This is a genomic window from Stenotrophomonas sp. 01N47 (genome assembly GCF_056399165.1).
On the sequence record NZ_JBFTQU010000012.1, the window covers coordinates 93,689 to 114,730 of the forward strand.

Annotated in this window: 21 protein-coding genes; all 21 read left to right on the plus strand. The window is 69.1% G+C overall.

The annotated features are described in order from the left end of the window. Positions 1 to 3 precede the first annotated feature (3 nt). The 21 genes from AC1DKR_RS19325 to AC1DKR_RS19425 all read left to right on the plus strand — a co-directional run bounded on the left by AC1DKR_RS19325 (position 4) and on the right by AC1DKR_RS19425 (position 20,651). Complete coding sequence (locus tag AC1DKR_RS19325) at positions 4 to 750, plus strand: beta-ketoacyl synthase chain length factor (protein WP_394197000.1); 747 nt, start codon at positions 4 to 6, stop codon at positions 748 to 750. Further along, positions 743 to 1,540 (plus strand): lysophospholipid acyltransferase family protein, encoded by a 798-nt coding sequence (locus AC1DKR_RS19330; RefSeq protein ID WP_230112262.1) that lies wholly within the window; start codon positions 743 to 745, stop codon positions 1,538 to 1,540. The genes AC1DKR_RS19325 and AC1DKR_RS19330 overlap by 8 nt, the downstream gene beginning before the upstream one ends. Continuing rightward, positions 1,527 to 1,784, plus strand: a complete 258-nt coding sequence (locus AC1DKR_RS19335; protein WP_005411610.1) for a phosphopantetheine-binding protein — start codon at positions 1,527 to 1,529, stop codon at positions 1,782 to 1,784. Before AC1DKR_RS19330 ends, AC1DKR_RS19335 begins: the two co-directional genes overlap by 14 nt. A 16-nt stretch (positions 1,785 to 1,800) precedes the next feature. Continuing rightward, complete coding sequence (locus tag AC1DKR_RS19340; RefSeq protein WP_025878014.1) at positions 1,801 to 2,058, plus strand: acyl carrier protein; 258 nt, start codon at positions 1,801 to 1,803, stop codon at positions 2,056 to 2,058. A gap of 22 nt (positions 2,059 to 2,080) precedes the next feature. Next, complete coding sequence (locus tag AC1DKR_RS19345; RefSeq protein WP_089238175.1) at positions 2,081 to 2,632, plus strand: COG4648 family protein; 552 nt, start codon at positions 2,081 to 2,083, stop codon at positions 2,630 to 2,632. Next, positions 2,625 to 4,313, plus strand: coding sequence for an ApeI family dehydratase (locus tag AC1DKR_RS19350; protein ID WP_394197004.1), 1,689 nt, complete (start codon positions 2,625 to 2,627; stop codon positions 4,311 to 4,313). Before AC1DKR_RS19345 ends, AC1DKR_RS19350 begins: the two co-directional genes overlap by 8 nt. Beyond that, positions 4,303 to 5,073 (plus strand): glycosyltransferase family 2 protein, encoded by a 771-nt coding sequence (locus tag AC1DKR_RS19355; RefSeq protein ID WP_394197006.1) that lies wholly within the window; start codon positions 4,303 to 4,305, stop codon positions 5,071 to 5,073. The genes AC1DKR_RS19350 and AC1DKR_RS19355 overlap by 11 nt, the downstream gene beginning before the upstream one ends. Position 5,074: 1 nt before the next feature. Continuing rightward, positions 5,075 to 6,016, plus strand: a complete 942-nt coding sequence (locus AC1DKR_RS19360) for an LpxL/LpxP family acyltransferase (RefSeq protein WP_025878007.1) — start codon at positions 5,075 to 5,077, stop codon at positions 6,014 to 6,016. After that, positions 6,006 to 7,556, plus strand: coding sequence for an HAL/PAL/TAL family ammonia-lyase (locus AC1DKR_RS19365; RefSeq protein WP_025878005.1), 1,551 nt, complete (start codon positions 6,006 to 6,008; stop codon positions 7,554 to 7,556). The genes AC1DKR_RS19360 and AC1DKR_RS19365 overlap by 11 nt, the downstream gene beginning before the upstream one ends. Beyond that, entirely contained in the window at positions 7,543 to 7,974 is a 432-nt protein-coding gene (locus AC1DKR_RS19370) for an acyl-CoA thioesterase (protein ID WP_025878003.1), read from the plus strand. The genes AC1DKR_RS19365 and AC1DKR_RS19370 overlap by 14 nt, the downstream gene beginning before the upstream one ends. Further along, positions 7,971 to 8,600: an outer membrane lipoprotein carrier protein LolA gene (locus tag AC1DKR_RS19375; RefSeq protein ID WP_312788059.1), complete on the plus strand. Its 630-nt coding sequence runs from the start codon at positions 7,971 to 7,973 to the stop codon at positions 8,598 to 8,600. Before AC1DKR_RS19370 ends, AC1DKR_RS19375 begins: the two co-directional genes overlap by 4 nt. Next, entirely contained in the window at positions 8,593 to 10,938 is a 2,346-nt protein-coding gene (locus AC1DKR_RS19380) for an MMPL family transporter (protein ID WP_478034531.1), read from the plus strand. The genes AC1DKR_RS19375 and AC1DKR_RS19380 overlap by 8 nt, the downstream gene beginning before the upstream one ends. Before the next feature lie 62 nt (positions 10,939 to 11,000). Then, complete coding sequence (locus tag AC1DKR_RS19385; RefSeq protein WP_312788168.1) at positions 11,001 to 12,275, plus strand: NAD(P)/FAD-dependent oxidoreductase; 1,275 nt, start codon at positions 11,001 to 11,003, stop codon at positions 12,273 to 12,275. Next, entirely contained in the window at positions 12,263 to 12,817 is a 555-nt protein-coding gene (locus AC1DKR_RS19390; protein ID WP_033832520.1) for a DUF3261 domain-containing protein, read from the plus strand. Before AC1DKR_RS19385 ends, AC1DKR_RS19390 begins: the two co-directional genes overlap by 13 nt. After that, the gene (locus AC1DKR_RS19395; RefSeq protein WP_032976811.1) at positions 12,814 to 14,001 is read left to right on the plus strand and encodes a beta-ketoacyl-[acyl-carrier-protein] synthase family protein; all 1,188 of its coding nucleotides are present in this window, start codon (positions 12,814 to 12,816) and stop codon (positions 13,999 to 14,001) included. Before AC1DKR_RS19390 ends, AC1DKR_RS19395 begins: the two co-directional genes overlap by 4 nt. After that, the gene (locus AC1DKR_RS19400) at positions 13,998 to 14,456 is read left to right on the plus strand and encodes a hotdog family protein (RefSeq protein WP_025877993.1); all 459 of its coding nucleotides are present in this window, start codon (positions 13,998 to 14,000) and stop codon (positions 14,454 to 14,456) included. Before AC1DKR_RS19395 ends, AC1DKR_RS19400 begins: the two co-directional genes overlap by 4 nt. Further along, positions 14,453 to 15,184 carry a 3-ketoacyl-ACP reductase FabG2 gene (locus tag AC1DKR_RS19405; RefSeq protein WP_025877991.1) on the plus strand — a complete coding sequence of 244 codons (732 nt, stop codon included), beginning with the start codon at positions 14,453 to 14,455 and terminating at the stop codon, positions 15,182 to 15,184. The genes AC1DKR_RS19400 and AC1DKR_RS19405 overlap by 4 nt, the downstream gene beginning before the upstream one ends. Further along, entirely contained in the window at positions 15,184 to 16,422 is a 1,239-nt protein-coding gene (locus AC1DKR_RS19410) for a beta-ketoacyl-ACP synthase (protein WP_025877989.1), read from the plus strand. The genes AC1DKR_RS19405 and AC1DKR_RS19410 overlap by 1 nt, the downstream gene beginning before the upstream one ends. Before the next feature lie 37 nt (positions 16,423 to 16,459). Beyond that, a complete protein-coding gene (locus AC1DKR_RS19415; RefSeq protein WP_025877987.1) occupies positions 16,460 to 16,900 on the plus strand; it encodes a hypothetical protein in 441 nt (146 codons plus the stop codon). A 159-nt stretch (positions 16,901 to 17,059) separates the two neighbouring features. Beyond that, positions 17,060 to 17,320: a YcgL domain-containing protein gene (locus AC1DKR_RS19420; protein ID WP_032976812.1), complete on the plus strand. Its 261-nt coding sequence runs from the start codon at positions 17,060 to 17,062 to the stop codon at positions 17,318 to 17,320. Next, positions 17,313 to 20,651, plus strand: coding sequence for an ankyrin repeat domain-containing protein (locus tag AC1DKR_RS19425; protein WP_478034534.1), 3,339 nt, complete (start codon positions 17,313 to 17,315; stop codon positions 20,649 to 20,651). Before AC1DKR_RS19420 ends, AC1DKR_RS19425 begins: the two co-directional genes overlap by 8 nt. Positions 20,652 to 21,042 lie beyond the last annotated feature (391 nt).

Here is a 21,042-nt window from a genome sequence, read left to right on the forward strand (position 1 = left end):
GTAATGATCGAATTTTCCGTTGTCGACTGGGCCGCCTGGGCGCCTGGCCTGACCGAGCGTAGCCAATGGATGGGCTGGGCCGGGTCGCCGTTCCTGCCGCAGGGCGAGGACACGCCGGCGCTGGCCGAGATTCCGGCCATGCAGCGCCGCCGTATCGAGCGCCTGGGCCGCATGGCGATCCAGGCCGCGTGCTGGTGCGAGGACGGGCAGGGCGCTGACAGCCAGGTGCCGCTGGTGTTCGCCAGCCGCCATGGCGATGTCGCCCGATCAATGGACCTGCTGGGCTCGCTGGTGGCCGATCAGCCGCTGTCGCCCACCGGCTTCGGCCTGTCGGTGCACAACGCGATCGCCGCGCTGTATTCGATCGCCCGTGGCCACCGGGGCAACTACCTGGCGTTGTCCGCTGGCCAGTCGACGGTGGAAGCGGCGTGTCTGGAGGCCGTCGGCCTGCTTGGTGATGGTGCCAGTGAAGTGCGGATCGTGGTCTATGAGTCGCCGTTGCCCGACGTTTACGCCGAATTCGCCGACGAACCCGACCCGTTCTTCGCCTGGTGCTGGCGTCTGGCACCCGCCGGTACTGCCGGCGGCAGCGATCTTTCGCTGTCCTGGCAGGTCGCAGACGACGTCGATCCGACCGCTCCAGGCCTGTTGCCACATGCGCTGGACCTGCACCGCTTCCTGCTGGCCGGGGATCCGCTGCTGCAGCATGTGACCCAAGGCCAGCGTTGGTCCTGGCGCCGCCGTGGCTGAAGCGCTGCGCCGCCTCGATCATGCCTGGCGGGTGTTCGGCACCGGCTTCAGCTTCGCTGCGTTCGGCGTGGGCGGGCTACTGCTGGGCGTGCTGGTGATGCCGGTGCTGCTGCTGATGCGCGACCCGGTCGCGCGTCGCCGCCGGGCCCGCCGGCTGGTCCAGCGCGCCTTCGCCAGCCACGTGTGGCTGATGTGCCGTCTGGGGGTGATGACCCTGCAGGTCGAAGGGCGCGAACGCCTGCAGCGCGACGGCCTGCTGGTGCTGGCCAACCATCCGACCCTGATCGATGTGGTCTGCCTGATCGCCCTGCTGCCCAACGCCGACTGCGTGGTCAAGCGGGCGGTGGCCTGCAACCCGTTCATGCGCGGCCCGGTGCGTGCGGCGGGCTACATCTCCAATGACGACGGCGCTGGCCTGGTCGATGACTGCGCGGCGGCGGTGCACGCCGGCGGCACCCTGGTCATCTTCCCGGAAGGCACCCGCAGCGTGCCCGGGCAGCCGCTGCGGCTGCAGCGCGGCGCCGCCAACATCGCCGTGCGCGGGCGCCTGGACATCACCCCGGTGCGCATCACCTGCACCCCGCCGACGTTGACCAAGGGCCAGAAGTGGTATCGTGTACCCTCACGTCGTTTTCACGTTCAGCTGCAGATCGGCGAAGATATCCCGATCGCGCCGTTCCTGGCCGAAGATGACTCGCCAAGGGGGGATGCCCTGGCGGCCCGTCGCGTCACCGACCACCTCACTCGTTATTTCGACCTGTCTGGAGATCCGACCCGTGCAAGCACTTGAGCACGAGATCAAGGAATTGATCATTTCCTCGCTTTCACTGGAGGACATCACCCCGGAGGACATCGATCCGACCGCGCCGCTGTTCGTGGAAGGCCTCGGCCTGGACTCGATCGATGCGCTGGAACTGGGCCTGGCGCTGCAGAAGAAGTACGGTGTCAGCCTCTCGGCCGACTCGGAAGAAACCCGTCGCCATTTCTCCAGCGTGCGCGCGCTCGGCGAGTTCGTCGCCGCCCGCCAGTCGTAAGGCGCCAGGAACTGCCATGACCAAGAATGAATTGTTCGAGCGCATCGTCCGCATCCTGACCGACAGCTTCGAGATCGAGCCGGCGCGGATCAGCCCGGAATCGCGCCTGTACGACGACCTGGACATCGACAGCATCGATGCCGTGGACCTGATCGTGCAGCTCAAGCCGCTGCTCGGCCGCAACCTGCAGCCTGAAGCGTTCAAGGCCGTGCGCACCGTGCAGGACATCGTTGATGTTGTGCATGGCCTGCTGCCCGGTCAGGCCGCTGCCTGACAGCAGCACGGACGCCGCGACCATGGCACGGGCACGCATGGTCGTGGTGGCAGCGATTTCGCTCGCCTATCCGGTGCTGGTCTACGCGGCGATGGGCCGCTTCGAGCCGCGCTGGCTGGCGCTGCTGCTGTTTGCGCTGGCCCTGCTGCGCGCGCTGAGCACCCGGCAACCCTTGTGGTGGGCCGCTGCCGCCGGCGCGGGCCTGCTGGCCGGGCTGGCCACCGTGCTCAACCAGGCCCTGCCGCTGAAGCTGTACCCGGCGCTGGTGAACGTGGTGATGTTGACGGTGTTCGCCACCAGCCTGCGCTTCGGTCCGCCCCTGGTGGAACGCCTGGCGCGCCTGCAGGAGCCGGACCTGCCACCGTTCGCGGTGATCTATACCCGTCGCGTCACCCAGGTGTGGTGCGGCTTTTTCGTTCTCAATGGTGGTCTCGCCCTGCTCACCGCGCTGTATGCGTCGGACCGGGTCTGGATGCTCTACAACGGATTGTTGGCGTACGTGATGATGGGATTGTTGTTCGGGGGCGAATGGCTGGTACGGCGTCGGGTCAAGGCAGCGCACGCGCATGGCTGACTGGATCGCCCTGGATCGGCTGCTGACCACGGCGCAGCCCGGCCGCGACATCGGTATCTGCGATGGCGTTGCCGTCGACCACGCTGCCTTCCGCCTGCGTGTACTGGCCTGGCATGACGCTTTCAGCGCTGCCGAAGGTCGTGACTGGGCGCTCTACTTCGATGACACCGTGGCCTTCGCTGCGGCGTTGTTCGGTGCCTGGCATGCCGGCAAGCGGGTGTTCCTGGCCGCCGACAACCTGCCTGCGACATTGCAGGCGCTGCAGCCGCAGGTGAGTGGCTTCGCAGGCGACCTGTCGGCGGATTACCAGCCGTTGCAGGCCACCGACAGCGCCGCCGCCGACGTGGCGCTGCTGCCGTTGGACGAGCGCGCCTGCGAACTGTGCGTGTTCACCTCCGGCAGCACCGGCCAGCCCAGCGCGATCAGCAAGCGGCTGGACCAGCTGGCGCGCGAAGTCGATGCGCTGCAGGCTGCCTTCGGCGCCCAGCTCGACGGTGCCCAGGTACATGGCACCGTGTCCCACCAGCATATCTACGGCCTGCTGTTCCGCGTGCTGTGGCCGCTGGCTGCCGGCCGTGCGATCCAGCCCCGGCGCTTCTTCCACGAAGACCTGGTGGGCGCGCTGGCCGGTACCGACACGGTGCTGGTGGCGACCCCGGCCCATCTCAAGCGCCTGCCCGAGCAGCTCGACTGGGCCAGCCTGCACGGCCGCCTGCGTGCGGTGTTCTCCTCCGGCGGCCCGCTGCCCGAGGACGCCGCGCGTCAGGTCCGCCAGTGGTTGGGCGTGGCGCCCACCGAGGTTTACGGCAGCAGTGAAACCGGTGGCATCGCCTGGCGCCGCTGGGACACCGATGCACCGCCGTGGCAGCCGTTGCCAGGCGTGCAGTGGCGGATCGAGGAGGACTGCCTGGCGGTGGCCTCGCCGCACCTGGAGACGTTGGACTGGTGGCGCACCCAGGATCGCGTGGAAGCACTGGCCGATGGCCGTTTCCGCCTGCTGGGCCGTGCCGACCGCATCGTCAAGATCGAAGAACGCCGCGTTTCGCTGGATGCACTGGAGCGCGCGCTGCGTGAGGATCCAGAAGTCGAGGACGTGCGCGTGCTGGTGCTGCAGGGCCAGCGCGAGCAGCTGGCGGCCGTGGTGGTGCCGGCCGATCCGGCGTTGGCACGTGCCGGTGACAGCGCACGGCGTGCGCTGGGGCAGCGGCTCGGTGCGCGGTTGGCGCAGGGCCACGATGCGGTTACCCGGCCACGGCGCTGGCGCCTGGTCGAATCGCTGCCGATCAATGCCCAGGGCAAGGTCACCCAGGCCGCACTGGTGGCGCTGTTCCAGCCGATGATGCCGGTGCCGGTCTGGGACTGTCGCGACGAGGCGGCGGCCACCCTGCGGATGACGCTGGACCCCGCGCTGCGCGCGTTCCAGGGCCACTTCCCGCAGGCGGCGATCCTGCCCGGCGTCGCCCAGCTGGACTGGGCGGTGCGCTTCGGCCGCCAGGCCTTCGTGTTGCCGGTTGGTTTCCAGCGCATGGATGCAGTGAAGTTCCAGCGCGTGGCCCGCCCCGGCGACGAGCTGACCCTGCACCTGGAGTGGGACACCGGGCGCGGCGTGCTGACGTTCCGCTACACCTCGGTGCATGGCGTGCACGCCAGCGGCAGGGTGGTGTTCGCCGATGCGCATTGAGCCGGCCACCGCTGGCGGCGCGTTCGCGCCGCTGGTGGTCATTCCCGTGTACGACCACGAACACGCCATCGGCGCGGTCGTCGATGGCGTGCAGGCTGCGGGCCTGCCCTGCCTGCTGGTCGACGATGGCTCGCAGCCGTCCTGCGCGCTGGTGCTGCGGGAACTGGCACGGCGAGCGGGTGTCGACCTGCTGCGGCTGGACGCGAACCAAGGCAAGGGCGGTGCGATGCTGGCCGGTTTCGCCGAAGCGCAGCGTCGTGGGTATACCCATGTGCTGCAGATCGATGCCGACGGCCAGCACGACACCGGCGACCTGCCGCGCTTCATCGACGCCGCCCGCGCGCGGCCGGACGCCGTGATCTGCGGCATTCCCGCCTACGATGCCAGTGTGCCGAAGGCGCGCCTGTATGGTCGCTACGCCACCCACATCTGGGTGTGGATCAACACGCTGTCGCTGCACCTGCGCGACACCATGTGTGGATTCCGCGTGTATCCGCTGCCGCCGGTGCTGCGCCTGGTCGGCGAGGAAACCATCGGCCGGCGCATGGATTTCGACACCGAAGTGATGGTGCGCCTGTACTGGCGGCAGGTACCGGTCGAACACCTGGCTACGCGGGTGACCTATCCGGCCGACGGCGTTTCGCATTTCGATGTGTGGCGCGACAACGTGCGCATCAGCCGCATGCATACCCGGCTGTTCTTCGGCATGCTCTGGCGCGCGCCGCGCCTGCTGTGGCGCCGCCTGCAGGGGCAGGGCTGAGATGAGTCACGCGCACGACGCCCCGCACTGGGCCGACATCGGCGAGTCCACGTCGGTGGCCGGCGTGCTGTTCCTGTGCTGGGTGCACCGCTGGTTCGGGCGCTGGCCGTTCCACCTCTGCGTGTGGCCGGTCGTGGCCTGCCACTGGCTGGGCAACCGCGTCGGTCGCCAGGCCTCGATGCAGTACCTGCAGCGGCTGCAGGCCCATGCCGGTGCGCTGGGCCATGCGCCCACCCGGCGCGACAGCCTGCGCCACTTCTTCAGCTTCGCCGACACGATGCTGGACAAGATTCTCGGCCTCGGCGGCCGCTATCCGCCCGAGCGAATCCGCCTGCAGCGTGACCTGGTGCTGGGCAGGATCGCGCGCCGCGAAGGCGGCCTCATCCTGACCGCACACATCGGCTGCCTGGAACTGTGCCAGGTGCTGGCCGAGCAGGTGCCGGGCTTCCGCATCACCGTGCTGGTGCATACCGCGCACGCGCAGCGCTTCAACCGGCTGTTGCAGCGGCTGGACCCGCTGGCCGCGGTGGAGCTGGTGCAGGTTACCGAGATGGGCCCGGCCACGGCGATGATGCTGGCCGACAAAGTCGCCTCGGGTGGCTTCGTCGCCATCGTTGGCGACCGCGTGCCGGTGCAGGGCGGGCGCAGCGTGATGGCTGATTTCCTCGGCCACCGCGCGCCGTTCCCGATCGGCGCCTATGTGCTGGCGGCCGCGCTCGGCTGCCCGGTCTACACGATGTCGTGCCTGCACCAGGGCGACGGCTATCGGGTGGCATTCGAACAGTTCGCCGACCGCGTGGTGCTGCCGCGCGGTTCACGCGATGCCGCACTGGCCGAACAGGCGCAGCGCTTCGCGCGCTGGCTGGAACTCCAGGTCATCCAGTCCCCGCTGGACTGGTTCAATTTCTTCCCCTTCTGGGATCAGGCTCCTCATGACGATTGACGCCGTACCCGTGTGCCGTTTCGGCGATGCACCGCTGACCATCGAAGACGTGGTCGCCCTGGCCCAGCGCAAGTGCGAGGCCGCGCTGAGCGATGTGCCGGCGTTCCGCGCACATATCCAGCGTGGTGCCGACTTCCTCGACCGCCTGCTGCGCGAGGATGGCGTCATCTATGGCGTGACCACCGGCTACGGCGATTCGTGCACGGTGAACATTCCGCCGGCACTGGTCGCCGAGCTGCCGCACCACCTGTACACCTACCATGGCTGCGGACTGGGCCGTTACCTGGACCCGGCCGAGACCCGCGCCGTGCTGGCCGCGCGCCTGGCCTCGCTGGTGCGCGGCATGTCCGGCGTCAGCGTGCCGTTGCTGGAAGGCCTGGCCACGCTGCTGCAGCACGATGTGCTGCCGTTGATTCCGGCCGAAGGCTCGGTGGGCGCCAGTGGCGACCTGACCCCGCTGTCGTACGTGGCGGCCGTGCTGTGCGGCGAACGCGAGGTGCTGCACGACGGCCGCGTGCAGCCGGCTGCCGACGTGCTGGCGAAGATCGGCATGACGCCGCTGAAGCTGCGGCCGAAGGAAGGCCTGGCGATCATGAACGGCACGGCGGTGATGACCGGCCTGGCCTGCCTGGCCTGGCAGCGCGCCGATTACCTGGCACGCATGGCCACGCGCCTGACCGCGTTCAACGTGCTGTCCAGCGATGGCAACGCGCACCATTTCGATGAAACCCTGTTCGCCGCCAAGCCGCACCCGGGGCAGTCGCGCATTGCCGCACGCCTGCGCAGCGACCTGCACAGCGAGCGCCCGCCGCGCAACGAGCAGCGCCTGCAGGACCGCTACTCGCTGCGCTGCGCGCCGCACGTGATCGGCGTGCTGGAAGACACCCTGCCGTTCCTGCGCCAGCTGATCGAAACCGAACTGAACAGCGCCAACGACAACCCGCTGATCGACGCCGACGGCGAGCGCATCCTGCACGGTGGCCACTTCTACGGCGGGCACATCGCACTGGCGATGGACACGCTGAAGAATACGGTTGCCAACATCGCCGACCTGCTCGACCGGCAGCTGGCGCTGGTGGTCGACGCCCGCTACAACCACGGCCTGCCGGCCAACCTGTCGGCGGCCACCGGCCCGCGCGCGGCGATCAACCATGGCCTGAAGGCGCTGCAGATCAGCGTTTCGGCGTGGACGGCCGAGGCCCTGAAGCAGACCATGCCGGCCTCGGTGTTCTCGCGGTCCACCGAATGCCACAACCAGGACAAGGTCAGCATGGGCACCATCGCCGCGCGCGACTGCCTGCGCGTGATCGAACTGACTGAACAGGTGGTGGCGGCCATGCTGATCGCCGCCCGCCAGGGCCTGGCGCTGCGCGAACGAGTTGGCATGAACGCGCAGCTGCATGGCAGTCTGGCCGACATGTACGCCGACCTGGGGCAGCGCATCGCCCTGGTCGAAGAAGACCGCGCGCTGGATCGCGAACTGCGGGAACTGCTGGTGGAGATCCGCGCGCAACGCTGGGAGCTGTATGTCGGTGAATGAAGGTAACGAACTGGTCGGCGAGGTCGAGCTGGCCCCCGCTTTCCATGACTGCGATCCGATGAACGTGGTCTGGCATGGCAACTACTTCAAGTACTTCGAGATCGCGCGCTGCGCGTTGCTGAAGCGCTACGACTACGACTATCCGCAGATGCTCGAATCGGGCTACCTGTGGCCGGTGGTCGACGCCCGGGTGAAGTACGTGCGGCCGCTGCTGTTCGGCCAGGCGCTGCGCGTGCGCTCGCGCATCGTCGAGTGGGAAAACCGGCTGAAGATCGAATACGAGATCCTCGATGCGGAAAGCGGCCAGGTGCTGACCCGCGCAATGACCATCCAGGTCGCGGTCGACGCGGCCAGCAAGGAAATGCTGTACCAGTGCCCGCCGGTGCTGTGGCAGCGTCTTGGAGTGCCTGCCCCGTGAACCGATCCCTTCGTCTTCCGCGCGTGCTGCTGTGCGCGCTGCTGCTGGTGGCCGCACCGCTGGTGCAGGCGGCCGATGCCGCCGTCGATGCCATCACCCAGGCCGTCGCCCGACCGGACGTGCTGCGTGGTCAGTTCACCCAGGAAAAGCAGGTCAGCGGTTTCAAGAACCCGCTGCGTTCGCAGGGCCAGTTCGTGGTCGCGCGCAAGCACGGCGTGATCTGGTCCACGCTCAAGCCGTTCCCGTCGGAGGTGGTGGTCACTGCCGACCGCATCCTCAGCCGCCAGCGCGATGGCAGCACCCGCGTCGAACTGGACGCGCGCCAGCAGCCGGCGATGCGCTCGGTCAATGCGATCATGTTCGCGTTGATGAGCGGTGACGTGCAGGCACTGTCCAGCCAGTTCAACGTCGAGGCCACCCGTGAAGGGCAGGGCTGGCACCTCAAGCTGACGCCGAAGTCGGCGATGCTGGCCAAGGCCTTCCAGTCGCTGACGTTGCAGGGCGACCGTTACGTGCGCCAGGTCGAGATCATCGAAGCCAACCAGGATCGCACCCGCATCCAGTTCACTGCGCTGAGCGAAGCGCCGGCCACGTTGAACGCCGACGAGGCGCGCCGCTTTGAGTGACAGCGCCGCACCGGATCGCCTGCGCCGCTGGTGGCACTGGCTGGGCATCGCCTGGCTGCTGCTGTTGCTGGTGCTGGGTGCGCAGCAGTGGCGACTGTGGAGCCAGGAGTCGCGGATTGACACCGACATCCTCGCCCTGCTGCCGCAGGACGCGCACGACCGCCTGCTCAGCGACGTCACCCGGCGCATCGCCGATGGCAGCTCGCGGCAGGTGGTGGTGCTGCTCGGCAGTACCGACGGTGCCGCTGCCAAGCGCGCGCAGGCCGCGTTCGCCGCGGCGATGGCCAGTGATGCCGACAGCGCGCTGCTGGTGCCCAGTGGTTCGATCGAAGGCTGGTTCGATGAGGCGCGTGCGTTCTACGCACCGTACCGCGATCGCCTGCTGACCCCGGCCCAGCGCGAGCAGTTGCAGCAGGCCGAACCCGGTGCGTTGGCCGAACAGGCACTCGGCGCGCTGTACGGCCCGATGGGCGCGCCGCGGTTGACGGAGTGGCGGCAGGATCCGCTGTCGCTGTGGCCGCAGTGGTGGCAGCAGCAGGCCCAGGGCTCCGGCCTGCGCCTGGGCGATGACGGCCTGCTCGAGGCCGAAGGCAAGCACTGGGCGGCGCTGCAGTTCGATACGCCGGGCTCGGCCTTCAGGCTCGATGGCGAGCGTCATCTCGATGGCCTGCTCGAACGCGCCGGACAGGCGGCCAAGGCCGCTGCGCCGGATCTGGAGATCCTGCATGCCGGCGTGCCGTTGCATGCCGAAGCGGCTGCCGTGCAGGCCAACCAGGAGATCAACACCATCGGCTGGGGCTCGCTGGCGGCGGTGCTGCTGCTGGTGTGGCTGGCGTTCCGCTCGCTGCGGCCGATCCTGCTGGTTGCCGCCTCGTTGCTGATCGGTTGTGGCGTGGCGCTGGCGGTGACCGTGCTGGTGTTCGACAAGGTGCATGTGCTGACCCTGGTGTTCGGTGCCTCGCTGGTTGGCGTGGCCGAGGACTACGGCATCCACTGGTTCGCTTCGCGCCAGGCCGAGCCGGCCGACCGTCGCTGGAAGCTGCTGCGGCATCTGCTGCCGGGCCTGTGGCTGGCGCTGCTGACCAGTGCGCTGGCGTACCTGGCGTTGGGCCTGGCACCGTTCCCCGGCCTGCGGCAGATGGCGCTGTTTTCGGTGGTCGGTCTGGCTGCTGCCTTCCTCACGGTGATCTTCTGGTTCCCGTGGCTGGACGGCGGCGAGATTCGTACCACCCGCTTCGCGCAGTGGCTGGGCAATACGCTGGAGCGTTTCCCGCGCCTGCATGGGCGTCGCCGGGTGGCGATCTTCCTCGGCGTGGCCGCGCTGGTGTCGGCCATCGGCATCGCCCGCCTGCAGAGCAACGACGACCTGCGCAGCCTGCAGTCCTCGCCGCCGGCGCTGATGGCCCAGCAGATCCGCCTCAGCCAGTTGCTGGGCATGCCCAGCCCGGCGCAGTTCTACCTGGTGCAGGGCAGCGATGCCGCACAACTGCTGCAGCGCGAAGAAGCGCTGACCACGCGCCTGCGTGAACTGACCCACGACAAGCGCATCGGCGGTTACCGCGCAATCAGTGACTGGTTGCCGTCGCCCGCGCGGCAGCAGGCCGATGCGGCGCTGACCGCCAAGGTGGAACCCGGCGTGCTGGCCGCCGTGGGCGAAGCGGTGGGCGAGCCCCTGCAGCGCCCCGCATTCGCAGCGGCGCCGCTGAGCGCCGAGGCGTTCCTCGCCTCGCCGGCGTCGCAGCCGTTCCGCCACCTGTGGGTCGGCAACGTGGGCGGGCAGATGATCAGCGTGGTGATGGTCGATGACCTGTCGCGTGCCGATGCACTGGCCACCCTGCGCGGCGCAGCCGAAGGCCTGGACGGCGTGCGCTGGGTCGACCGTACGGCCGATTTCTCGCAGCTGCTGGGCCATTACCGCAAGCTGATGGGCGGCCTGCTGCTGGTCGGCATCGTGCTGGTGTTCGGCGCCCTGTGGCTGCGCTACCGGCGCCAGGCCTGGCGCGTATTCGCACCGACCCTGGTGGCCGGCGCGCTCACCCTTGGATTGCTCGGCCTGTTCGGCCAGCCGCTGCAGCTGTTCAACGTGCTGGCACTGATGCTGCTGCTGGGCATGGGCATCGACTACGGCATCTTCCTGATCGAGCACCGCGGCGATGCCAGCGCCTGGCTGGCGGTATGCGTGGGTGCGGCCAGCACCTGGCTGTCGTTCGGTCTGCTGGGTCTTTCGCAGACGCCGGCGCTGCGCGCGTTCGGGCTCACCCTGCTGTTCGGCATCGGCCTGGTCTGGCTGATATCGCCGCTGTTCCGGCCGCCACCGCATGACGTTCCGCCGGCCTGACCGGGCACGCTCCATTCCGATACCTCCGCTTTTCCACCTGATCGAGCAACAAGGACGCACCGATGACTACTGCTGTGGATGCCGCTGATTCTTCCCGCCACGAAGACGTGGAACGTACCGAGATCCTGATCATCGGCGCCGGCCCGGCCGGTTCGGTGGCCGCGGCGATGCTGCGCCAGCAGGGCCGCAAGGTGCTGATGCTGGAGCGCCAGCAGTTCCCGCGCTTCTCCATCGGCGAGAGCCTGCTGCCGCAGAGCATGGAATACATCGAAGCGGCGGGCCTGCTGCAGGACGTGGTCGAGGCGGGCTTCCAGTACAAGAACGGCGCGGCCTTCGTGCACGGGAAAGCGCGCACCGCGTTCGACTTCAGGAAGAAGTTCTCGCCGGGCTGGGGCACTACCTACCAGGTGCAGCGCGCCGACTTCGACAACGTGCTGGCGCGCGGCGCCGAGCGCATGGGCGCGACCCTGCGCTTCGGTGACGAAGTGCTGTCCGTCGAGCCGGGCGATCAGCCGCTGGTGAGCGTGCGCCGCCCCGATGGCAGCGAGTACCGCATCGAAGCCGATTTCATCCTCGACGCCTCTGGCTTCGCGCGCCTGCTGCCACGCCTGCTTGACCTGGAATCACCCTCCAACTTCCCGGTGCGCGGCGCGATCTTCTGCCACGTGCGCGACAACATCCCGGCCGAAGCGGATTTCGACCGCAACAAGATCCTGATCACCACCCATCCCGAGCACATCGACGTCTGGTACTGGACGATCCCGTTCTCCAACGGCTGCTGCTCGCTGGGCGTGGTCGCCGAGCCATCGTTCTTCGAGCGCTACGAAGGCGACGACCTGCAGAAGCTGCAGGCCATCGTCGGCGAGGATCCGAACCTGACCTCGCTGCTGGCCAATGCCGAATGGGCGGTGCTGCCGGTGCGCCGCATCACCGGCTATTCGGCCAATGTCAGCTCGCTGTGGGGCCCGGGCTATGCGCTGCTGGGCAACGCCGGTGAGTTCCTCGACCCGGTGTTCTCCTCCGGCGTCACCATCGCGTTCAAGTCGGCGCAGCTGGCCAGCGAATGCCTCAAGCGCCGCTACGCGGGCGAGACCGTGGACTGGGAAGGCGAATTCTCGATTCCGCTGCGTGCCGGTGTGAAAACGTTCCGCCGCTTCGTCGAAAGCTGGTACCAGGGCGGCTTCCAGAAGATCATCTACCACCCCGACCAGCAGCCGCAGGTGCGCGACATGATCAGTTCCATCCTGGCCGGCTACGCCTGGGATACCAACAATCCGTATGTGGCCGACGACAGCGGCCGCCGCATGCGCGTGCTGGAGGAACTGTGCAGCGCCTGATCGTCCGCCTCTCCGCGGTCCTGCTGTGCCTGCTGCTGGCCGCCTGTGCCAGCCGCATGCCGCGACCGCTGGTCGACCTGCCGCCGCTGCGGCTGGCACCGTCCAGCCTGCCGGCGCCGTTGGCCCTGCAGCAGCAGCTGCACTTCCGCTTCGGCAGCCACGAGCGTGATCTGGATGCGCTGCTGGAAGCCGACGCACAGCAGGTGCGGCTGGCCGTGCAGGCGATGGGCCAGACCGGCGTGCGCCTGCAGTGGGACGGCCAGCAGTTGACCCAGCAGCGTGCACCGTGGCTGCCGCCACAGGTGCGTGCCGAACGCGTACTGGATGACCTGCAGTTCGCGCTGTGGCCGACGGACGCAATTGCCGCCGCGCTGCCGGCCGGCTGGCAGGTGAGCGATGACGGCCGCCAGCGCAGCCTGTCCCGCGACGGCACCGTGTGGCTGCAGCTGCAGCGCCTGGGCGATGGCAGCGTGCAGCTGGACAACCGCGCCGAGGGCTACACCCTGCGCATCGAATCGATCGACATGGCCGGCCAGGAATGAAGAGCGCTCCCATTTTCCTGAACGACCTCGGCGTGGTCTGCGCGTTGGGCGAGGGCCGCGCCGCGGTGGCCGCTGCGCTGTTTGCCGACGCGCCTGGCGGCCTGAGCGACAACGCCAGCCTGCTGCCGGGTCGCACCCTCGCGCTGGGCGAAGTGCACAGCCCGCTGCCGACGCTGGAAGAACTGCCGGTGTCCCTGCGTGGCCGCAACAATGCTCTGCTGGACGTGGCACTGGCGCAGATCGCGCCGGCCGTTGCCGATGCCATCAACCGTTACGGCGCCGAGCGTGTGGCGGTGGTGCTGGGCACCAGCACCTCGGGCATCGGTGAATCCGAACAGGCGCTGCGTACCCGCGCCGAGCACGGCCATTGGCCCGAAGGCTTCGACTACGCACAGCAGGAAATGGGCACCGCCGCGCAGTTCGTGCGTGAGCGCAGCGGTGCGCTGGGCCCGGCCTGGACGCTGTCCACGGCCTGTTCGTCCAGCGCCAAGGCGTTGATGTCGGCCGCGCGCATGCTGCGCTCGGGCATCGTCGATGCGGTCATCGCTGGTGGTGCCGATTCCCTGTGCCGGTTCACCGTCGCCGGGTTCAGCGCGCTGGAATCGGTCTCCGCAGTGCGCTGCAATCCGTTCTCGCAGCATCGCTGCGGGATCAACATCGGCGAGGGCGCCGCGCTGTTCCTGCTGACCCGCGATGCAGGCCCGGTCAGCCTGGCGGGGTGGGGTGAGTCGGCCGACGCGCACCATATGTCGGCACCGGACCCGCAGGGTCTGGGTGCCATCGATGCCCTGCAGCAGGCGTTGCAGCGTGCTGGCTGGGCACCTTCGGAAGTGGATTACGTGAACCTGCATGGCACCGCGACAGGCCACAACGACGCCATGGAAAGCCACGCCGTGGCGCAGGTGCTGGGCACCGCCGTGCCGGCCAGTTCGACCAAGCCACTGACCGGCCACACGCTGGGTGCGTCCGGTGCGATCGAAGCGGCGCTGTGCTGGATCCTGCTGGCCGAGAATCCGCAGCAGCAGCTGCCGCCGCACTGGTGGGACGGCGTGGCCGATCCGGCGCTGCCGGCGTTGCCGCTGGTAGCCCCGGCGACCTTCCTGCAGCAGCTGCCGCGGCGGGTGCTGAGCAATTCGTTCGCCTTCGGCGGCAGCAATGCCGTGCTGGCACTGGAGCGCCGATGAACATGCCGCTGTATGCCATCGAAGAGGTGGTGCCGCACCGCCAGGACATGTGCCTGCTGGACCGCATCCTGCGCTGGGACCAGGACGGCATCGAGGCGGAACTGGTGGTGCCCGAGGCCGGCCTGTTCATCGAAGACGGTGCGGTCCCGGCATGGGTCGGCATCGAATACATGGCCCAGGCCATCGCTGCCTGGGCCGGCTGCCGCGCACGCACGGCCGGCAATCCGCCGCAGCTGGGCTTCCTGCTTGGCAGCCGGCGCTATACCAGCACGCGCAGCAGTTTCCCCAGTGGCACCCGCCTGCAGGTGCAGGCGCGTTGCGAGTTGTTGGGCGACAATGGATTAGGGATGTTCGCCTGCCGCATCCTGGCAGGCGAAGAAGAATGGGCGGTTGCCAACGTGTCGGTGTTCGAACCGGCCGACTCGATGGCCTATCTGGAGAGTGGACAGGCATGACAGGGAATCCAAGCGTGCTGGTGACCGGCGCGAGCCGGGGCATCGGCCGGGCCATTGCGCTGCGTATCGCGCGCGATGGCTTCGACGTGGTGGTGCATTGCCGCAGCCGTGTGGAAGAAGCACAGGCGGTGGCCGACGAGATCCAGGCGCTGGGCCGGCAGGCGCGCGTGCTGGCCTTCGACGTGGCTGACCGTGCTGCCGCGCGTGCTGCGCTGGAGGCCGACGTGGAGGCACATGGCGCCTATTACGGCGTGGTGTGCAATGCCGGCATCGCCCGTGACGGCGCGTTCCCGGCATTGTCCGAGGACGACTGGGACCAGGTGATCCACACCAACCTGGACGGTTTCTACAACGTGCTGCATCCGCTGATCATGCCGATGGTGCGGCGGCGCAAGCCGGGCCGCATCGTCACCCTGTCCTCGGTGTCCGGCGTGGCCGGCAACCGTGGCCAGGTCAATTACAGTGCGGCCAAGGCCGGCATCATCGGTGCCAGCAAGGCATTGGCGCTGGAACTGGCCAGCCGCCAGATCACCGTCAACTGCGTGGCCCCGGGCCTGATCGAGACCGACATGCTCAACGAAGAAGTGGTCGAACACGCATTGAAGCTGATCCCGGCCGGCCGCGTCGGCCGTCCCGAGGAAGTGGCGGCCACGGTCGCGTTCCTGCTGTCCGAGCCGGCCGGCTACATCACCCGCCAGGTGATCTCGGTCAACGGAGGGATGATCTGATGGCCGCCGATCGTCGCGTGGTGGTCACCGGTGCTGCCGCCATCAGTCCGCTTGGCCACGACTGGCCGACCATCCAGGCCCATCTGCGCAGCTGCCGCAATGCAGTGCGTTCGATGCCGGAATGGGATGTGTATGCGGGCCTGAACACCAAGCTTGCCGCGCCGGCGCAGGACTACGAGCTGCCGCCGAACTACAACCGCAAGACCACCCGCTCGATGGGCAAGGTGGCGATCATGTCGGTGCGCGCCACCGAGGTTGCCCTGCGTGAGGCGGGCCTGTTCGAGCACCCGGTGCTGCGCAGTGGCCGTACCGGCGTGGCCTATGGCTCGTCGTCGGGCAGCCACGAAGCCACCGGCGAATTCGGCCGCATGCTGCATGAGTTCACCACCGACGGCATCAGCGCCACCACCTACCTGAAGATGATGAGCCACACCGCGCCGGTCAACATCGGTGTGTTCTTCGGCTTGTCCGGGCGCGTCTACACCACCTCCAGCGCCTGTACGTCGGGCAGCCAGGGCGTGGGCGCCGGCTATGAAGCGATCCGCAGCGGCAAGCAGACGGTGATGGTGGCCGGTGGGGCCGAACAGCTAGACGCCACGGCTGCGGCGGTGTTCGACACCCTGTTTGCCACCAGCACGCGCAACGATGCACCGCACACCACCCCGCGTCCGTTCGATGCCGGCCGCGATGGCCTGGTGCTGGGCGAGGGCGCCTGCACGCTGATCCTGGAGGATCTGGAACACGCGCAGGCACGCGGCGCGACCATCCTTGCCGAGATCGTCGGTTACGGCACCAACAGCGACGGCCAGCACGTCACCCAGCCCAGCGCCGATACCATGGCCCAGGCCATGCGCCTGGCGCTGGAAGACGCCGGTCTGCAGCCGGCGCAGATCGACTACGTGAACGCCCATGGCACCGCCACCGACCACGGCGACATCGCCGAGACCCAGGCCACCGCCCAGGTGTTCGGCAGCCGCGTGCCGATCAGCTCGTTGAAGAGCTACGTCGGCCACATGCTGGGCGGTTGCGGCGCGTTCGAGGCCTGGATGAGCATCGAGATGATGCGCGCCGGCTGGTTCGCGCCCACCCTGAACCTGGTCGAGGTGGACCCGCGTTGCGGCCAGCTCGACTTCATCACCGGACAAGGCCGCGAGCTGCAGGCCGAGTACGTGATGAGCAACAACTTCGCCTTCGGCGGCATCAACACCTCGCTGGTGTTCCGCCGCTGGAGCGCGTGACCCCGCCGTACCCGCACCCCAACAAGGAGACGTTCCGATGCGCCGCACCCTGCTGATCGCCACTGCCACCGCGCTGCTGGCCCTGACTTCCACCGCTTCGGCGCGCGATACCCGCGTCGAACAGTCCCTGCGCGAGCTGATCAGTTCGCAGGCCGCCAAAGATGCCGGCATCGACGGCAGCGTGCGCTTCTACCTGGCCGGCCAGCCGGTCAGCGTGCAGCAGCGCCTGGGCGAAGACGTGACCAACAAGAAGACCAACGCCGCCAACAAGAGCGATGTCGAGGCCTGCAACTGGGTCGCGCTGTCGGCACTGCTGGCCCTGCAGGACGGTGCCAAGTCGCGCGGCGCCAACGCCGTGGTCGACATCGTCAGCTACTACAAGAAGAACGAGTTCAAGAGCGCGACCAACTACGAGTGCTGGGCCGGCACCTTCGTCGCCGGCGTGGCCCTGAAGGGCACCTACGCCAAGGTCAAGTAAGCGCTGCCGACCGGTGGCGCAGCCTGAACGGCGTCGCCACATTGCTGAACCTCAACGGGGAAACGCCGTCGATCGCGCCGCCATCGTCGCGTGACGGCTTTCCCCGGTGTCGGCTTTCCGACACAATCACGGCTCTTCCCGGGTTATCGTCCCGTGGACATGCACGCCTACGTCTATAAAAGCCAACTCAAGCCGGACACCTACGTCTATCTCGCCCGACGCGATGACTTCAGCGCTTTGCCTGCGCCGCTGTCGGCGTCGTTGGGTTCGCTCGTCTTCGTGCTGGACGTGACCCTGGACGCGGAGCGCCGGCTGGCCCAGGCCGACCCGGCCAAGGTGCGCAGCGAACTGACCGAGCGCGGGTTCTACCTGCAGGTGCCGCCGTCGGTGAGCAGCATGATGCTGCGCCACTATGACTGAGCTTTCCCGATCCCGCGCCCTGCCGCTGGCCTTCACCCTTGGTGCCTTGCTGGCACTGGGATCGGCGCTGGGCGGCCTGCCCGGTGCGGTGCTGGCGGCACTGGCACAACCGGCGTTCGCACTGGGGATCTCGTGGTGGCGGCGCAGCCGTGCGCTGCTGCCGCCGAAGGTGATCGCCCGCCAGGACCTGCCGGCGCTGCTGGCACTGTGGACCGCCGCGCCGTTGTTGCTGGCCCTGTTGCTGGCCTGGCCGCTGGCCGCGCTGCGCGACAGTGGCAGCCTGGCCGCGGTGCTGGGCCTGAGCGTGCTGGTCAGCGCCGGCCTGCTGGCGGCCTGGCGCACCTGGCCACTGTGGAACGATGTCGATCGTCTCGATGGCGGCCTGGCCCAGCATTGGCAGGCGTTGGCCGGCCGCGACCTCAGCGCCTGGTGTGGCCTTGGCGTGGCCGCACTGGTGATGGCCCTGGCGGCACTGGTGGTACTGCCGACCTGGCCGGGCCTGCTGCCGGAAAGCGCGCGTTGGCCGTCGGCACTGGCGGTGCTGCTGCTGTCGCCGCTGCTGCACCTGCTGCTGCAGCGCGTTGCACCAGCGCCGCTGGTCTCGCTGCGCAGCCCGGTTGGCGCTGAACTGCCGGTCGATCGCGAGACGTTGTTCAGCGCGGTCGCCGACACCACCCCACTGGAAGCCTTGGCGCCGCAGGAGCTGACCCCAGCCCTGTACGAAGCCGCACGCCACGGCCGCATCGACCGTGCGCTGCAACTGCTGCAGGCCGGCGCCGATCCGTATTCCCTGCCGGACCCGAACTGGCGCGACCAGCGCAGCCTGGCGGTGCTCGCCGCTGTATTGCCGGACCTGCGCCTGCTGCGCGAGCTGATCGGCCGCGGCGTCGATGTGAACGCGCCGCACCGTGGCATGACCCCGCTGCTGGCCGCGACCCGCGACAGCTGGCATGGGCGTCCGGAAGCGGTGATGACCCTGCTGGCCAACGGTGCCGATTCGCGCGCCACCGACAGCGAGGGCAACACGCCCCTGCACCACGCCGCGCGCAGTTCCGACCCGGGCGTGGCCGCACTGCTGCGTGATGCGGCGGCTGAAGTGGACGCACTGAACCGTGATGGCTGGTCACCGCTGGCGGTGGCCTGCCAGGTCGGCAACTGGCGCCTGGCGCGCTTCCTGCTGGAGCGTGGCGCGCGCAGCGAACCGGCTGACGGCACCCCGGTGCTGCTGGCCGCGGCCGCCACCGAGGACGACGATCCGGCCGGCGTGCAGCTGCTGCTCAAGCACAAGGCACGTGCCGACGCGCGTGACCGCCAGCGCCGCAGCGCGCTGCATGAAGCCGCACTGGCCGGCCACGTGGACATCATCGGCGTGCTGCTGGCCGCCGGTGCCAACCTGGAAGCGCGCGATGCGCTGGGCCGCACGCCGTGGCTGGAAGCCGCACGCGCCGGCCGCGCTGCCGTGGTCGAGCACCTGCTGCCGCACAAACCCGACCTGGTTGCGGTCGACACCGATGGCCGCAACGCGGTGCTGCTGGCCACGATGGCCGAGGACGTTTCGCCGCTGTTGATCAAGCGCCTGCTGGAACTGGGCATCGCTGCCGACGGCAGCGATCCGGCCGGCCGGCGCGCGGTGGACTATGCCGCCGAAGCCGGTCGCTGGGCGATCGTGGCCCTGCTGGACCCGTCCTACCCGCTGCCCGCCGCCGTCAGCGATGGCCTGGCCGAGCGCGGTGACACGGCCAGCGCCAGCGGCCTGTTGCCCGACCGCCCGCCGTTGACCCTGCTGCGCGAGGCGCTGGGGTTCGGCAATACCGATGGCATGGCCGCACTGGCCAGGCTGTGCCAGCCTGAAGAACTGGGTGGCCTGCTGCTCGATCCGGAGCTGGCGCTGGAGCCGCGTGCGGTCGACTGGCTGCTCGCCCATGGTGCCGATCCGTACGTGCGCGACGCCTGCGCAGATACGCCGATGTTCGCGCTGCTTTCGCGTGGCATCGATGCCGTGCCAGCCCTGCAGGTGATGCTGCAGCACGGCCTGTCGCCGGCCGGGCGCGGTGGCCTGGCGCGTTTCCTGGCCGCCTGTGCGCAGCACGACCAGGCGGCGCGTGGGCTTGAGCAGCTGGCGCTGGAACTGCTGGAGCGGGGCGCCGATCCGTTTGCCGCCTCGCCGGCCGGTGATCCGCCGTTGTCGCTGGCGGTGCGCCTGGGCTGGCTGCGCCTGCAGCAGGCCCTGCTCACCACCGGCGTGGACCGCGAAGCACGCGACAGCCATGGCATGACCGCGCTGCATCTGGCCACCGCACTGGCGCGCGAAAGCGCCTTGAAGCTGCTGGTGCAGCACGGCGCCTCGCCGGAAGCGCGTGCTGCCGATGGGCAGACACCGCTGGGCGTGGCGTTGTCGATCGGTCGTCGTGATCTGGCTGATTGGCTGGACTGGCGCGTCTGGCCGCTGCCGCGCCGGACCCTGCGCGAAGGCGATCTGCCGGCCGCCGCGATGGCCGGTGATGTCGACGCCGTGCGTCGTTTGAATGATCTGGGCTTTGCCATCGACGCCGTCGATGCGCAGGGCTGCACCGCGCTGCTGCGTGCTGCCGGCGGTGGCCACCTGGCCGTGGTCGACCTGCTGCTGGCGCGCGGCGCTGATCCGCAGCATGCCGCTGCCAGTGGTGCCACGCCGTTGTCAGCGGCGGTCAGCATGCGCCAGGTCGAGATCGTCTCGGCCCTGCTCGACGCCGGTGCGCAGCTCGAACACCGCCTGCCAGGCGGGGTCACCGTACTGATGCTGGCCTCGGCGCTGGGCCTGCCGGACATCGTGGCGCGCCTGCTCACCGCCGGTGCCGATGTGCACGCCGGCGATGCCCAGCAGCTGGCGCCGCTGCACTGCGCAGCCCTGTATGGCTTCAGTGCGCGCGACCGTTCGCGCCTGCTGGCGCTGCTCGATACCCTGCTGCTGGCTGGTGCAGAGCCGGACCAGGCCGCCGCCGGTGCGGTCACGCCGTTGCTGCTGCTGCTGGGCGCGCGCGCCGAACCAGGCACCGCCTGCGACGAGCAGGTGGTGATGGCCGCCGTCGAGCGCTTGCTGGATGAAGACGTCAGCCTGGACGTGCGCGATCCGCGCGGCTTCGGCCCGCTGCACCTGGCTGCCCTGCACGGGTTGCCGCTGCTGGTGCAGCGCCTGCTGCGCGCCGGTGCCGATCCGGAAGCGCGCGATGGTTTGAACCGCAGCCCGCGCGAGATCGCGGTGATGCGCGGCTTCATTGACGTCGCCGCCGAGTTCGAGCCGCGCGTGCCGGGCGTATCGTCGATGGCCAGGTTCCTGCGCGACAACGGCTGACCCCAAGGCGCGGCAGTGCCGGCCGCTGGCCGGCAGCTTCGCAATCCTGGCGAGGTTCATGAGGTTGCCGGCCAGCGGCCGGCACTACCCAACCCCGTCGATCAGCGTTGCTTGTCGCCGTCGCTTTCCGCGTCCGAGCCGCGCGTGCCGGGCGTATCGTCGATGGCCAGGTTCCTGCGCGACAACGGCTGACCCCAAGGCGCGGYAGTGCCGGCCGCTGGCCGGCAGCTTCGCAATCCTGGCGAGGTTCATGAGGTTGCCGGCCAGCGGCCGGCACTACCCAACCCCGTCGATCAGCGTTGCTTGTCGCCGTCGCTTTCCGCGTCCGAGCCGCGCGTGCCGGGCGTATCGTCGATGGCCAGGTTCCTGCGCGACAACGGCTGACCCCAAG

Coding starts and splice junctions, on each gene's coding strand:
- AC1DKR_RS19385 (WP_312788168.1), top strand. CDS start 11,001: ATGACTACTGCTGTGGATGCCGCTGATTCTTCCCGCCACGAAGACGTG.
- AC1DKR_RS19370 (WP_025878003.1), top strand. CDS start 7,543: ATGTCGGTGAATGAAGGTAACGAACTGGTCGGCGAGGTCGAGCTGGCC.
- AC1DKR_RS19350 (WP_394197004.1), top strand. CDS start 2,625: ATGGCTGACTGGATCGCCCTGGATCGGCTGCTGACCACGGCGCAGCCC.
- AC1DKR_RS19425 (WP_478034534.1), top strand. CDS start 17,313: ATGACTGAGCTTTCCCGATCCCGCGCCCTGCCGCTGGCCTTCACCCTT.
- AC1DKR_RS19325 (WP_394197000.1), top strand. CDS start 4: ATGATCGAATTTTCCGTTGTCGACTGGGCCGCCTGGGCGCCTGGCCTG.
- AC1DKR_RS19340 (WP_025878014.1), top strand. CDS start 1,801: ATGACCAAGAATGAATTGTTCGAGCGCATCGTCCGCATCCTGACCGAC.
- AC1DKR_RS19400 (WP_025877993.1), top strand. CDS start 13,998: ATGAACATGCCGCTGTATGCCATCGAAGAGGTGGTGCCGCACCGCCAG.
- AC1DKR_RS19365 (WP_025878005.1), top strand. CDS start 6,006: ATGACGATTGACGCCGTACCCGTGTGCCGTTTCGGCGATGCACCGCTG.
- AC1DKR_RS19405 (WP_025877991.1), top strand. CDS start 14,453: ATGACAGGGAATCCAAGCGTGCTGGTGACCGGCGCGAGCCGGGGCATC.
- AC1DKR_RS19415 (WP_025877987.1), top strand. CDS start 16,460: ATGCGCCGCACCCTGCTGATCGCCACTGCCACCGCGCTGCTGGCCCTG.
- AC1DKR_RS19395 (WP_032976811.1), top strand. CDS start 12,814: ATGAAGAGCGCTCCCATTTTCCTGAACGACCTCGGCGTGGTCTGCGCG.
- AC1DKR_RS19420 (WP_032976812.1), top strand. CDS start 17,060: ATGCACGCCTACGTCTATAAAAGCCAACTCAAGCCGGACACCTACGTC.
- AC1DKR_RS19355 (WP_394197006.1), top strand. CDS start 4,303: ATGCGCATTGAGCCGGCCACCGCTGGCGGCGCGTTCGCGCCGCTGGTG.
- AC1DKR_RS19345 (WP_089238175.1), top strand. CDS start 2,081: ATGGCACGGGCACGCATGGTCGTGGTGGCAGCGATTTCGCTCGCCTAT.
- AC1DKR_RS19410 (WP_025877989.1), top strand. CDS start 15,184: ATGGCCGCCGATCGTCGCGTGGTGGTCACCGGTGCTGCCGCCATCAGT.
- AC1DKR_RS19360 (WP_025878007.1), top strand. CDS start 5,075: ATGAGTCACGCGCACGACGCCCCGCACTGGGCCGACATCGGCGAGTCC.